A 13,296-nucleotide genomic window follows, 5' to 3' on the forward strand; every position below is an offset into this window, starting at 1 on the left:
AAATCCAAGGCTCAACAGGAAAAATCGTACGCATCTCAGCTGAGAATCGCCGACGAAGTGCCATATTAGCCGCTTAAACTTGGCGCTGACCGCTGCACATAAGTCGCAAGCCCCGCACCCTGCCACGCAACAACCTGCGACAAAGCCGATTTCAGGCCGGCGCCGAAGCGCTGCGGTCGTGGCATAATCCGTGACCGTTGATCTCCAGCATCTCCAAAGGGGGCAATTCCTTGACCGCTTCAAGTAAAACGTTGCACCTTTTCGGCATCAAAGCCTGTGACACCATGAAAAAGGCGCGCACCTGGCTCGATGAACACGCTGTCAGCTATGACTTCCACGATTACAAAACCTCCGGCATTGACCGTGAGCACCTGAACCAATGGTGCGACGAGCACGGTTGGCAGGTGGTGTTGAACCGCGCAGGCACGACCTTTCGCAAACTCGATGACGAAAGCAAAGCCGATCTCGACCAGGCGAAAGCCGTTGAACTGATGCTCGCGCAACCTTCGATGATCAAGCGCCCGGTGCTCGATCTCGGAGACAAGACCCTGATTGGCTTCAAGCCAGACCTTTACGCAGCGGCGCTCAAGTAAGCCTGCTCACTCAATTTCGCAAGAGGTAACTGCATGTCCATTACCCTGTTCAGCCTGGCATTCGGTGTCGGCACTCAAAATCGTCAAGGCGCTTGGCTGGAAGTGTTCTACGCATCGCCACTGCTCAATCCTGCCGCCGAAATCGTTGCCGCTGTCGCACCGATCCTCGGCTACAGCGAAGGCAACCAGGCCATCACCTTCACCACCGCCCAGGCCGCGCAGATGGCCGATGCGCTGAAGAGCATCGACGCCACCCAGGCTGCCCTGCTGACCCGCCTGGCCGAAAGCCACAAGCCGCTGGTAGCCACCCTGCTGGCCGAAGACGCTCAGTTGACCTCCACTCCAGAGGCCTACCTGAAGCTGCACCTGCTGTCCCATCGCCTGGTCAAGCCACACGGCCTGAGCCTGGCCGGCGTGTTCCCGCTGCTGCCGAACGTGGCCTGGACCAGCCAGGGCGCGATCGATCTGGGCGAGTTGGCCGAGCGTCAACTGGAAGCCCGCCTGCGCGGCGAGCTGCTGGAAGTGTTCTCGGTGGACAAGTTCCCGAAAATGACCGACTACGTGGTGCCGAGCGGCGTGCGCATCGCGGACAGCGCGCGGATCCGCCTGGGCGCCTACATCGGCGAAGGCACCACCGTGATGCACGAAGGCTTCGTCAACTTCAACGCCGGCACCGAAGGCCCGGGCATGATCGAAGGCCGCGTATCGGCTGGCGTGTTCGTCGGCAAGGGTTCGGACCTGGGCGGTGGCTGCTCCACCATGGGCACCCTGTCGGGTGGCGGCAACATCGTGATCAAGGTCGGCGAAGGCTGCCTGATCGGCGCCAACGCCGGTATCGGCATTCCCCTGGGCGACCGCAACACCGTGGAATCGGGCCTGTACGTGACCGCTGGCACCAAGGTGGCGCTGCTGGACGAGAACAACCAGCTGGTCAAGGTGCTCAAGGCCCGGGAACTGGCCGGCCAGCCGGACCTGCTGTTCCGTCGCAACTCGGAAACCGGCGCCGTGGAGTGCAAGACCCACAAGTCGGCCATCGAGCTGAACGAAGCGCTGCACGCTCACAACTAAGCAGCGATTCGGTTTCACTGGAACCGGCCGGGCGCTTATCATCGGCGCCCGGCCTGTTCAAACGAGTTCTGCCACCATGCTTGTAGCCTCCCCCTGGCGCGCCGACTTCCCGGCCATCGCCGCCCTGCATCGCCAGGACCAGACGTACCTGGACAACGCCGCCACCACGCAAAAACCACAAGCCCTGCTGGACGCCCTGGCCCACTACTACGCCAATGGCGCGGCCAATGTGCATCGCGCGCAACACCTGCCCGGCGCCCACGCCACCCAGGCCTTCGAAGACAGCCGCAGCAAGGTCGGCCAGTGGCTCAATGCCGGTGACAGCGGACAGATCATCTTCACCCACGGCGCCACTTCCGCGCTGAACCTCCTGGCCTACGGCCTGGAACACCAATTCACAGCGGGCGATGAAATCGTCATCAGCGCCCTGGAACACCACGCCAACCTGCTGCCCTGGCAGCAACTGGCCGAACGTCGTCAACTCAAGCTGATCGTCCTGCCGCTGGATGCCGACGGCATGATCGATATCGAGGCGGCCGGCCACCTGATCGGCCCGAGAACGCGGCTGCTGGCGCTGAGTCAGCTGTCCAACGTGCTCGGTGCCTGGCAGCCCTTGAGCCCGCTGCTGGCCATGGCCAGGGCCCGGGACGCACTGACCGTGATCGACGGCGCCCAGGGCGTGGTGCATGGCCGCCATGACGTGCAGGCCCTGGGCTGCGACTTCTATGTGTTCTCCAGCCATAAACTCTACGGCCCGGACGGGGTCGGTGTGCTCTTTGGCCGCCACGAGGCGCTCAAGGGGCTGCGCCACTGGCAGTTTGGTGGCGAGATGGTCCAGAACGCCGACTACCATCACGCCAGCTTCCGCCCGGCGCCGCTGGGCTTCGAGGCCGGCACCCCGCCGATTGCCGGGGTCATCGGCCTGGGTGCGACCCTGGATTACCTCGGCGGCCTGGATCAGTCGGCAGTGGCCGCGCACGAAGCCGCGTTGCACGCCTATCTGTTGCAGGGCTTGCAGGCACGCAACGGCATCCGCCTGTTGGGCTCCCCGCAACTGGCCCTGGTCAGCTTCGTCGTCGATGGCGTGCACAACGCCGACCTGGCGCACCTGCTGACCGAACAGGGCATTGCCGTGCGTGCCGGGCATCACTGCGCCATGCCGCTGATGAAAAGCCTGGGGCTGGCCGGAGCGATCCGGGTGTCGTTGGCGCTGTACAACGACTCCGAAGACCTGGAGCGCTTCTTCGAGGCCCTGGATCAGGCCCTGGAGTTGCTGCGATGAGCCTGCCGGCGGATGCCGTCGCCGCCCTGCAGGTGTTCCAGGGCGCTGCCGGCTGGGAACAGCGGGCACGCCTGCTGATGCAATGGGGCGAACGCCTGCCAGCCCTGAGCGAGGCCGACAAGGTCGAAGCCAATCGGGTGCACGGCTGCGAAAGCCAGGTCTGGCTGGTGGCGAGCCTGGAAAATGATCATTGGCAATTTGCCGCCGCCAGCGACGCGCGGCTGATTCGCGGCCTGGTGGCCTTGCTGCTGGCGCGGGTCAACGGCCTGACGGCGCAGCAGTTGCGCGAGGTGGACCTGGCGGACTGGTTCAATCAGTTGGGCCTGTCGCGCCAGCTCTCGCCATCGCGCAGCAACGGCCTGAACGCGGTGCTGCAGCGCATGAACGAACTGGCCGGCCCCCTGTAGCCGCTGCCGAGCCTGCGAGGCTGCGAAAAGGTCCGCAGGACATTGCCTGGCGCTCTCCCGCCAGCCCCCTAGCGGCCTCAAGCCCCCACGGCCCGCCGGGCCGCTCGCAGCCTGCGGCAGCGGCTACAGGGGCTTGCTGCGCTCGGACGGGCGGCGCACGCCGGCAACGATCTTGTCCACCGCCTTGGTCGCGGCCACCATGCCAAAGGTCGCGGTCACCATCATCACCGCGCCAAAACCACCGGCGCAGTCGAGCTTGACCCCGTCGCCGACAAAGCTCTTCTGCAGGCAGATGCTGCCATCGGGTTTCGGATAACGCAGTTGCTCAGTAGAAAACACGCAGGGCACGCTGTAATGCCGGGTCACGGTGCGCGAGAAACCATAGTCGCGGCGCAACGTGGAGCGCACTTTGGAGGCCAATGGATCGTTGAAGGTGCGGTTCAGGTCGCAGACCTGGATCAGCGTCGGGTCGATCTGCCCGCCGGCACCGCCGGTGGTGATGATCTGGATCTTGCGCCGCTTGCACCAGGCGATCAGCGCCGCCTTGGCATTCACGCTATCGATGCAGTCGATCACGCAGTCGATGTTCGGGGTGATGTATTCGGCCATGGTCTCGCGAGTGACGAAATCCGCCACCGCATGCACGCGGCAGTCCGGATTGATGCCGCGCAGGCGCTCGGCCATGACCTCGACCTTGGGCTTGCCCACGGTGCTGTCCAGGGCATGCAGTTGCCGGTTGCTGTTGCTGACGCAGACATCGTCGAGGTCGAACAGCGAGATCTCGCCCACCCCGCAGCGGGCAATGGCTTCCGCCGCCCAGGAACCGACACCGCCGACCCCGACAATCGCCACATGGGCCGCCCGCAGCCGCTCCAGGCCTTCAATGCCATACAAACGAGCGACGCCGGCAAACCGTGGATCTTCTGTACTCATGACCATCACCTAAAAAACCGGCGCGCATTATAGGGCTGGGAAGCGACAAGTTTTAAGCCGCCAGCTACAAGTAAAGAACTTAAACGCAATTACAGTGCCCAAGGTCTGGCTTTCCTCTGTGCGCTGTACGCTCAGTTGAGGGCCGGTGTAGGATGCCCGCCGTTTGGCGCCTGCCAACCCTTCCCTCGTTCCACACCCTTTGGAACCCGAAATAGCTATGTCATCGCGTAAATTTGGACTCAACCTGGTGATAGTGCTGGCCATTGCCGCGCTGTTCACCGGCTTCTGGGCGCTGATCAATCGCCCGGTCTCGGCCCCCGACTGGCCGGAACAGATCTCCGGTTTTTCCTACTCGCCTTTCCAGCAGGGCCAGTTCCCGCAGAAGGACCAGTACCCGTCCGACGATGAAATGCGTCGCGACCTGGAGATCATGAGCAAGCTGACGGACAACATCCGTACCTATTCGGTGGATGGCAGCCTGCAGGATATTCCCAAGCTGGCGGAAGAGTTCGGCCTGCGCGTGACCCTGGGCATCTGGATCAGCCCGGACCTGGAGCGCAACGAGCGGGAAATCATGCGCGCCATCGAACTGGCCAACAGCTCGCGCAGCGTGGTGCGGGTAGTGGTGGGCAACGAAGCGATCTTCCGCAAGGAAATCACCGCCGACCAGTTGTCGGTGATTCTCGACCGGGTCCGCGCTGCGGTGAAAGTCCCGGTCACCACCTCGGAACAGTGGCACGTCTGGGAAGAACACCCGGAGCTGGCCAAGCACGTCGACCTGATCGCCGCGCACATCCTGCCGTACTGGGAGTTCATCCCGGTGGACAAGGCCGAGCAGTTCGTCCTCGATCGCGCCCGCGACCTGAAGAAGATGTTCCCGAAAAAGCCGCTGCTGCTGTCCGAAGTGGGCTGGCCGAGCAACGGCCGGATGCGCGGTGGCGCCGACGCCAGTCCGGCGGACCAGGCGATCTACCTGCGCACGCTGGTCAACAAGCTCAACCGCCAGGGCTACAACTACTTCGTCATCGAAGCCTTCGACCAGCCGTGGAAGGCCAGCGACGAAGGTTCGGTGGGCGCCTACTGGGGCGTGTTCAACGCCGCGCGCCAACAGAAATTCAACTTCGAAGGCCCGGTAGTGGCGATTCCGCAATGGCGGGTGCTGGCCATCGGTTCGGTGGTGCTGGCGCTGCTGTCGCTGACCCTGCTGATGATCGACGGCTCGGCCCTGCGCCAGCGCGGCCGCACATTCCTGACCTTCATCGCCTTCCTCTGTGGTTCGGTGCTGGTGTGGATCGGCTACGACTACAGCCAGCAATACAGCACCTGGTTCAGCCTGACCGTGGGCTTTCTCCTCGCGCTCGGTGCGCTGGGGGTGTTCATCGTGCTGCTCACCGAGGCCCATGAGCTGGCCGAGGCGGTGTGGATCCACAAGCGCCGGCGCGAGTTCCTGCCGGTGGAAGGCGACTCCAGCTACCGGCCGAAAGTCTCGATCCACGTGCCGTGCTACAACGAGCCGCCGGAGATGGTCAAACAGACCCTCAATGCCCTGGCCAACCTCGATTACCCGGACTTCGAAGTCCTGATCATCGACAACAACACCAAGGATCCGGCGGTCTGGGAGCCGGTGCAGGCCTATTGCGAGACCCTGGGCCCGCGCTTCAAGTTCTTCCACGTCGCGCCATTGGCCGGTTTCAAGGGCGGTGCGCTGAACTACCTGCTGCCGCACACCGCCAAGGATGCCGAAGTGATCGCGGTGATCGACTCCGACTACTGCGTCGACCGCAACTGGCTCAAGCACATGGTGCCGCACTTCGCCGATCCGAAGATCGCCATCGTGCAGTCGCCCCAGGACTACCGCGACCAGAACGAAAGCACCTTCAAGAAGCTCTGCTACGCGGAGTACAAGGGCTTCTTCCATATCGGCATGGTCACCCGCAACGACCGTGACGCGATCATCCAGCACGGCACCATGACCATGACCCGGCGCACAGTGCTGGAAGAGCTGGGCTGGGCCGACTGGTGCATCTGCGAAGACGCCGAGCTGGGCCTGCGGGTGTTCGAGAAGGGCCTGTCGGCGGCGTACCACCACGAAAGCTACGGCAAGGGCCTGATGCCCGACACCTTTATCGACTTCAAGAAGCAGCGCTTCCGCTGGGCCTATGGCGCGATCCAGATCATCAAGCGCCACACCGCCAGCCTGCTGCGCGGCAAGGACACCGAGCTGACCCGCGGCCAGCGCTACCACTTCCTCGCGGGCTGGCTGCCGTGGGTGGCGGATGGCATGAACATCTTCTTCACCGTCGGCGCCCTGCTGTGGTCGGCGGCGATGATCATCGTGCCGCAACGGGTCGACCCGCCGCTGCTGATCTTCGCGATCCCGCCGCTGGCGCTGTTCGTGTTCAAGGTCGGCAAGATCATCTTCCTCTACCGCCGGGCGGTGGGGGTCAACCTCAAGGACGCGTTCTGTGCGGCCCTGGCGGGCCTGGCCTTGTCCCACACCATCGCCAAGGCGGTGCTGTACGGCTTCTTCACCAGCAGCATCCCGTTCTTCCGCACACCGAAGAACGCCGATAACCACGGCTTCTGGGTGGCGATCTCCGAAGCCCGGGAAGAGTTGTTCATCATGCTGCTGTTGTGGGGCGCGGCGCTGGGGATCTTCCTGGTGCAGGGCCTGCCGAGCAACGACATGCGCTTCTGGGTGACCATGCTCCTGGTGCAGTCGCTGCCTTATGTGGCGGCACTGGTCATGGCCTTCCTTTCGTCGCTGCCAAAACCTGCGGAACACCCCGAGCCGGCTCCAGCCGCCTAAATCGATGCAAAGCACTAAACGGCGGCCTCAGGCCGCCGTTTTGCTTTAAGATATCCGCCATTTTGCGCGCCTAGCCCGCAGCTCTCCCTGTAGGAGCGAGCCTGCTCGCGATAGATGTCAAGAATGACGCAAGCACCTGAGGCTCTGCGCCGCTCTTGAGTCCATCGCGAGCTTGCTCGCTGCTACAACAAGAAAAGAGCCGCGCCTGATCTTGCCTTGCACCGGAGTTTCCCATGACGGCCCACGCCGAGCTTTCGCCGACCCTGCAACTTGCCTGTGATCTGATCCGCCGCCCCTCGGTGACGCCGGTCGACGCCGACTGCCAGAAGCTGATGATGCAGCGCCTGGGCGATGCCGGCTTCAAGCTGGAACCGATGCGCATCGAGGACGTGGACAATTTCTGGGCCACCCATGGCCGGCATGACGGCCCAGTGCTGTGCTTCGCCGGGCACACCGACGTGGTGCCCACCGGTCCGGTCCAGGCCTGGCAGAACGATCCGTTCGAAGCCCTGATCGATGAACACGGCATGCTTTGCGGCCGTGGCGCGGCGGACATGAAAGGCAGTCTGGCCGCCATGCTGGTGGCCGCCGAGCGCTTTGTCGCCGACTACCCGGACCACAAGGGCTCGGTGGCCTTCCTCATCACCAGCGACGAAGAAGGCCCGGCGCACCACGGCACCAAGGCGGTGGTGGAACGCCTGGCAGCACGCAAGGAGCGCCTGGACTGGTGCATCGTCGGCGAGCCTTCGAGCACCAGCCTGGTGGGCGACGTGGTCAAGAACGGCCGTCGCGGCTCCCTCGGCGCCAAGCTCACGGTCCGCGGGGTACAGGGCCACGTGGCCTACCCGCACCTGGCCAAGAACCCGATCCACCTGGCGGCAGCGGCCCTGGCGGAACTGGCGGCCGAGCATTGGGACGACGGCAATGCCTTCTTCCCGCCCACCAGCTTCCAGATCTCCAACCTCAACTCCGGCACCGGCGCCACCAACGTGATCCCCGGTGATCTGGTGGCGGTGTTCAACTTCCGCTTCTCCACCGAATCCACCGTGGAAGGCCTGCAGCAGCGGGTCGCGGCGATCCTCGACAAGCACGGCCTGGACTGGCACGTGGACTGGGCCCTGTCCGGCCTGCCATTCCTCACCGAACCCGGCGCCCTGCTGGACGCGGTTTCGGCCAGCATCAAGCAGGTCACCGGCCGCGAGACCAAGGCGTCCACCAGCGGCGGGACGTCCGACGGTCGTTTCATCGCCACCCTGGGCACCCAAGTGGTGGAACTGGGCCCGGTCAACGCCACGATCCACCAGGTCAACGAGCGGATCCTGGCCAGCGACCTGGATGTGCTGACCGAGATCTACTACCAGACTCTCGTCAAGTTGCTTGCCTGATGCTCGCCTGTCCTCTTTGCAGCACCCCGCTGAATGCCGTGGACAACGGCGTGGCCTGCCCGGCCGGGCATCGCTTCGACCGTGCCCGCCAGGGCTACCTGAACCTGCTGCCGGTGCAGCACAAGAACAGCCGTGACCCGGGTGACAACCAGGCCATGGTCGAGGCCCGCCGCGACTTCCTCAACGCCGGGCACTACGCCCCGGTGGCCCGGCGCCTGGCAGAGCTGGCGGCGGAACGCGCGCCCCAGCGCTGGGTCGACATCGGCTGTGGCGAAGGCTACTACACCGCGCAACTGGCCGAGGCCTTGCCTGGCGCCGACGGATATGCCCTGGATATTTCCCGGGAAGCGGTGAAACGCGCCTGCCGCCGCGCGCCGCAACTGACCTGGATGGTCGCCAGCATGGCGCGCATTCCGTTGGCCGATGCCAGCTGCCAGTTCCTCGCCAGCGTCTTCAGCCCCCTCGACTGGCAGGAAGCCAAGCGTCTGCTGAGCCCCGGCGGCGGGCTGATGAAAGTCGGCCCCACCAGCGGTCACCTGATGGAACTGCGCGAGCGCCTGTACGACGAGGTGCGCGAGTACACCGACGACAAGCACCTGGCCCTGGTGCCTGAAGGCATGGCCCTGGCCCACAGCGAAACCCTGGCGTTCAAGCTGTGCCTGGAACGCCCGGAAGATCGCGCCAACCTGCTGGCCATGACCCCTCACGGCTGGCGCGCCAGCGCCGAACGCCGGGCCGCGGTGATCGAGCAGGCCGAGCCTTTCGAGGTCAGCGTGTCGATGCGCTACGATTACTTCGTGCTGCAATAAACCCCACTAGAACCCACGACTTCGGGCAGCGGCCCGGGGTCGAAGAAATCCGCGAATGGATTTTTCAGACCGGCAATGAGGACATCCATGCGCCAGCCCGATATCGAGATTTACCTGAAAGACGCCGACGTCGACTACAAGGCCATCGCCGCCTGGCTCGGTGCCGTGCTCGGCCCTTGCAGCGACTGGGTGCAGAAAGGCCAGACCTACAAATGCAGCGCAGGCAACGTGCCAGTGACCTGGCTGCCCAAAGCGGTGGGCAAGTGGAACAGCCTGTACCTGGAAAGCGACCAGACCCCATGGGATGACGACATCGCCTGCGCCCGCGCCGCCTTTGCCGCCTTGAACGTGGAAGTGCGCTGCGCACCGGGCAGTTGGGTCGAGGAAGAAGGTGAAGAGTCCGCCGATCGCTGGATTCGCATCAGCGCCGACGGTGAAGAAGAGATTACCTGGCGCACCGCCTGAAGATTGAACCCGTAGGAGCCGGCTTGCCGGCGAAGGCGCCGCCAAAGCTTGCATCGCCAGTGCCCCTGTTCGCTGGCAAGCCAGCTCCTACCGGGTTGGTTACAGGCCGACGACGTCTTCGGCTTGCAGACCTTTCTGGCCTTCGACCACGGCGTACTCCACCTGCTGGCCTTCGGTCAGGGAGCGGTGGCCTTCGCCACGGATCGCTCGATAGTGGACAAACACGTCCGCCCCACCTTCACGCTGGATAAAGCCGTAGCCCTTGGCGTCGTTGAACCACTTCACGTTGCCGGTCTCACGAGTAGTCATGAATCCATACCTCATTTTTTTATTATTGGATTGGCGCACTGCAACCAAACCTTGAGAACTTTCCCCCGACCTGTGTCTCTATGACAGGAGGCAACACGGCCGCGAGAGAGTCGGCCGAGTATATGACAGGCGTAAAAACTCTCAACTCAATCTTGTTTCGGCGCTTTTTTGCCGATTTTCGGCGAATCCGGCACACTACCGGCCCCGAGCAGTTGCTCGGTTTTGTGTTCATCCACATATTCACTCACGCAGAAGCCGTATGACCCGCTCCCCGATCCGCCGTCTCGTGTTTGGCACCTTGCGCCGCCTGCTGTACCTCTGGGTGCGCTCGGAAACCATCAACCAGTCGTCCTTCACCCTCGACCTCGACCGCAGCCGGCCGGTGTTCTACGTCCTGCAAAACCCGTCCCTGACTGACCTGGCCGTGGTCGATAGCGAATGCACCAAGGCCGGGCTGCCACGCCCGGTGCTGCCGGTGTCGGTGGGCAATCTGCTGGAGCCTGCGGCCTTCTTCTACCTGACCCCGGAGCCCGACTGGCTCGGCCGCCAGGACAAGCGCGGCGCGCCGCCGACCCTGACCCGACTGGTCAGCGCCCTGGCCCAGAACGCCGCCGAAGACGCGCAGATCATTCCGGTCAGCGTGTTCTGGGGCCAGTCCCCGGACAGTGAATCGAGCCCGTGGAAACTGCTGTTCGCCGACAGCTGGGCAGTCACCGGGCGCCTGCGCCGGCTGCTGAGCATCATGATCCTGGGGCGCAAGACCCGGGTGCAGTTCTCCGCGCCGATCAACCTGCGGGAACTGATCGAACACAACAAGGGCCACGAACGCACCGTGCGCATGGCCCAGCGCATCCTGCGGGTGCACTTCCGCAACCTCAAGGCCGCGGTCATCGGCCCGGACATTTCCCACCGACGTAACCTGGTCAAGGGCCTGCTCAACCAGCCCCTGGTGAAACAGGCGATCCTCGACGAGGCCGAGCGCGAGAAGATCTCCCCGGAAAAAGCCAAGGCCCAGGCCCTGCGCTACGGCAACGAGATCGCCTCGGACTACACCTACACCGCGATCCGCTTCCTGGAAGTGGTGCTCAGCTGGTTCTGGAACAAGATCTACGACGGGATCAAGGTCAACCATCTGGAAGGCGTGCAGAAGATCGCCCAGGGTCACGAAGTGATCTACGTGCCCTGCCACCGCAGCCATATCGACTACCTGCTGCTGTCCTACCTGCTGTTTCGCAACGGCCTGACGCCACCGCACATCGCCGCCGGGATCAACCTCAACATGCCGGTGATCGGCAGCCTGCTGCGCCGCGGCGGCGCCTTCTTCATGCGCCGCACCTTCAAGGGCAACCCGCTGTACACCTCGGTGTTCAACGAATACCTGCACACCCTGTTCACCAAGGGCTTCCCGGTGGAGTACTTCGTCGAAGGCGGGCGTTCGCGCACCGGGCGCATGCTGCAGCCCAAGACCGGAATGCTGGCCATCACCCTGCGCAGCTTCCTGCGCTCGTCGCGCATGCCCATCGTCTTCGTGCCGGTGTACATCGGCTACGAGCGGGTCCTGGAAGGCCGCACCTACCTGGGCGAACTGCGCGGCGCGAGCAAGAAGAAGGAGTCGATCTTCGACATCTTCAAGGTCATCGGTGCCCTCAAGCAGCGCTTCGGCCAGGTGGCGGTGAACTTCGGCGAACCGATCAAGCTGGCGGAGTTCCTCGACCAGGAGCAACCGGACTGGCGCTCCCAGGAGCTGGGCCCGCAGTACCGCCCGGCCTGGCTCAACGAAACCACCAACCGCCTGGGCGAGCGGGTGGCCCAGCACCTCAATGAAGCCGCGGCGATCAACCCGGTGAACCTGGTGGCCCTGGCCCTGCTCTCCACCAGCCGCCTGGCCCTGGACGAACGCGCCATGGCCCGGGTCCTGGACCTGTACCTGGCACTGCTGCGCCGCGTGCCCTACTCGCCCCACACCACCTTGCCGGAAGGCGATGGCCGGGCGCTGATCCAGCACGTCAAGGACATGGACCTGCTGGCCGAGCAAAGCGACGCCCTGGGCAAGATCCTCTACCTGGACGAGCAGAACGCCGTCCTGATGACCTACTACCGCAACAACGTGCTGCACATCTTCGCCCTGCCGGCCCTGCTGGCGAGCTTCTTCCAGAGCTCGTCACGCATGAGCCGCGAACAGATCCTGCGCTACACCCGGGCGCTGTATCCCTACCTGCAGGCGGAGTTGTTCATTCGCTGGTCGCTGGAGGAACTCGACGCGGTGGTGGATCAATGGCTGGAGGCCTTCGTCGAACAGGGCCTGCTGCGTTTCGAGAAAGACCTGTACCTGCGCCCGGCGCCCAGCTCGCGGCATTTTGTCCTGCTGACGCTGCTGTCCAAGAGCATCGCCCAGACCCTGCAACGCTTCTACATGGCCATTTCCCTGCTGCTCAACAGTGGCCAGAACAGCATCAGCGCCGAAGAGCTGGAAGACCTGTGCACGGTCATGGCCCAGCGCCTGTCGATCCTGCATGGCCTCAATGCCCCGGAGTTCTTCGACAAGAGTCTGTTCCGCCACTTCATCCAGACCCTGCTGGACCAGGACGTATTGCGCCGCGACGAAGCCGGCAAGCTGAGCTACCACCCACTGCTGGGAGACCTGGCCGAAGGCGCGGCCAAGCGCGTGCTGCCGGCGGAGATTCGCCTGTCGATCCGCCAGGTCGCCCTGCACCGCAGCGAAGATGCCGCCGAGCAGCTCGCGGCACCGGTGCAAAGCGACTAGATTCTTATCGGCGCCGCAGAATCTGCGGCGCCCCCGATACGGAGATCCGCAATGAAAAAACTCACCCTGCTGGCAGCCACTGCGCTGCTCGGCGCCTGCCAAGCCATGCAGCCTGCGGCCAAGGCCAGCCTCGATGGTGAAGTCTTCTACCTGCAGCGCATCGCCCTGCCGCCCACCGCCACCCTGAGCGTGAGCCTGCAGGACGTGTCCCTGGCAGATGCGCCGGCGCAAGTCCTGGCCGAGCAGAACGGTCCGATCAAGGGCCAGGTGCCGCTGCCCTTCCACCTCAGCTACGACCCGGCCCAGGTCAAGCCAGGCCACCGCTACGCGGTCAGTGCGCGGATCGAACTGGACGGCAAGCTGATGTTCATCACCACCGAACACAACGGAGTCAATCTGGACGGCAAGGATCCCCAGCCGCTGAAACTCCGTGTCGACGCTGTACGTTAACTCTCATTGTCCAAGGAAGCCG

At 64.1% G+C, this 13,296-nt stretch carries 12 protein-coding genes; 10 read left to right on the forward strand and 2 right to left on the reverse strand.

Annotated elements, in window-relative coordinates:
- The first annotated feature begins 284 nt into the window (after positions 1–284).
- The 4 genes from L1O02_RS25035 to L1O02_RS25050 all read left to right on the forward strand — a co-directional run bounded on the left by L1O02_RS25035 (position 285) and on the right by L1O02_RS25050 (position 3,350).
- Positions 285–593 (forward strand): arsenate reductase, encoded by a 309-nt coding sequence (locus tag L1O02_RS25035; protein WP_230493600.1) that lies wholly within the window; start codon positions 285–287, stop codon positions 591–593.
- A gap of 33 nt (positions 594–626) precedes the next feature.
- The gene (gene dapD, locus L1O02_RS25040; RefSeq protein ID WP_108544466.1) at positions 627–1,661 is read left to right on the forward strand and encodes a 2,3,4,5-tetrahydropyridine-2,6-dicarboxylate N-succinyltransferase; all 1,035 of its coding nucleotides are present in this window, start codon (positions 627–629) and stop codon (positions 1,659–1,661) included.
- A gap of 76 nt (positions 1,662–1,737) precedes the next feature.
- Positions 1,738–2,943, forward strand: a complete 1,206-nt coding sequence (locus L1O02_RS25045) for an aminotransferase class V-fold PLP-dependent enzyme (RefSeq protein ID WP_060837757.1) — start codon at positions 1,738–1,740, stop codon at positions 2,941–2,943.
- The gene (locus L1O02_RS25050) at positions 2,940–3,350 is read left to right on the forward strand and encodes a SufE family protein (RefSeq protein ID WP_060837756.1); all 411 of its coding nucleotides are present in this window, start codon (positions 2,940–2,942) and stop codon (positions 3,348–3,350) included. The genes L1O02_RS25045 and L1O02_RS25050 overlap by 4 nt, the downstream gene beginning before the upstream one ends.
- A gap of 123 nt (positions 3,351–3,473) precedes the next feature.
- Here the strand turns inward: L1O02_RS25050 and tcdA are convergent, their stop codons facing one another.
- Entirely contained in the window at positions 3,474–4,283 is an 810-nt protein-coding gene (gene tcdA / locus L1O02_RS25055; RefSeq protein WP_060842598.1) for a tRNA cyclic N6-threonylcarbamoyladenosine(37) synthase TcdA, read from the reverse strand.
- A gap of 217 nt (positions 4,284–4,500) precedes the next feature.
- Between tcdA and L1O02_RS25060 the strand changes: the two genes are divergently transcribed.
- From L1O02_RS25060 to L1O02_RS25075, 4 genes are all read left to right on the forward strand, one after another.
- Positions 4,501–7,092: a glycosyltransferase gene (locus L1O02_RS25060; RefSeq protein WP_060842597.1), complete on the forward strand. Its 2,592-nt coding sequence runs from the start codon at positions 4,501–4,503 to the stop codon at positions 7,090–7,092.
- A 233-nt stretch (positions 7,093–7,325) separates the two neighbouring features.
- Complete coding sequence (gene dapE, locus L1O02_RS25065; RefSeq protein WP_060837753.1) at positions 7,326–8,477, forward strand: succinyl-diaminopimelate desuccinylase; 1,152 nt, start codon at positions 7,326–7,328, stop codon at positions 8,475–8,477.
- Positions 8,477–9,286 carry a putative RNA methyltransferase gene (locus tag L1O02_RS25070; protein WP_108544462.1) on the forward strand — a complete coding sequence of 270 codons (810 nt, stop codon included), beginning with the start codon at positions 8,477–8,479 and terminating at the stop codon, positions 9,284–9,286. Before dapE ends, L1O02_RS25070 begins: the two co-directional genes overlap by 1 nt.
- Before the next feature lie 87 nt (positions 9,287–9,373).
- Positions 9,374–9,751: a hypothetical protein gene (locus L1O02_RS25075; protein ID WP_060837751.1), complete on the forward strand. Its 378-nt coding sequence runs from the start codon at positions 9,374–9,376 to the stop codon at positions 9,749–9,751.
- A 99-nt stretch (positions 9,752–9,850) separates the two neighbouring features.
- Here L1O02_RS25075 and L1O02_RS25080 read toward each other — a convergent pair whose 3' ends face one another.
- A complete protein-coding gene (locus L1O02_RS25080) occupies positions 9,851–10,060 on the reverse strand; it encodes a cold-shock protein (protein WP_011059510.1) in 210 nt (69 codons plus the stop codon).
- Between the two features lie 259 nt (positions 10,061–10,319).
- Between L1O02_RS25080 and plsB the strand changes: the two genes are divergently transcribed.
- Together plsB and L1O02_RS25090 are read left to right on the forward strand one after the other, a co-directional pair.
- Positions 10,320–12,824, forward strand: coding sequence for a glycerol-3-phosphate 1-O-acyltransferase PlsB (gene plsB / locus L1O02_RS25085; protein WP_060837749.1), 2,505 nt, complete (start codon positions 10,320–10,322; stop codon positions 12,822–12,824).
- Between the two features lie 51 nt (positions 12,825–12,875).
- Entirely contained in the window at positions 12,876–13,274 is a 399-nt protein-coding gene (locus tag L1O02_RS25090; protein WP_060837748.1) for a YbaY family lipoprotein, read from the forward strand.
- Positions 13,275–13,296 lie beyond the last annotated feature (22 nt).

Origin of the sequence: Pseudomonas sp. BC42, from assembly GCF_021560055.1 — a bacterium.
Lineage (GTDB): Bacteria > Pseudomonadota > Gammaproteobacteria > Pseudomonadales > Pseudomonadaceae > Aquipseudomonas.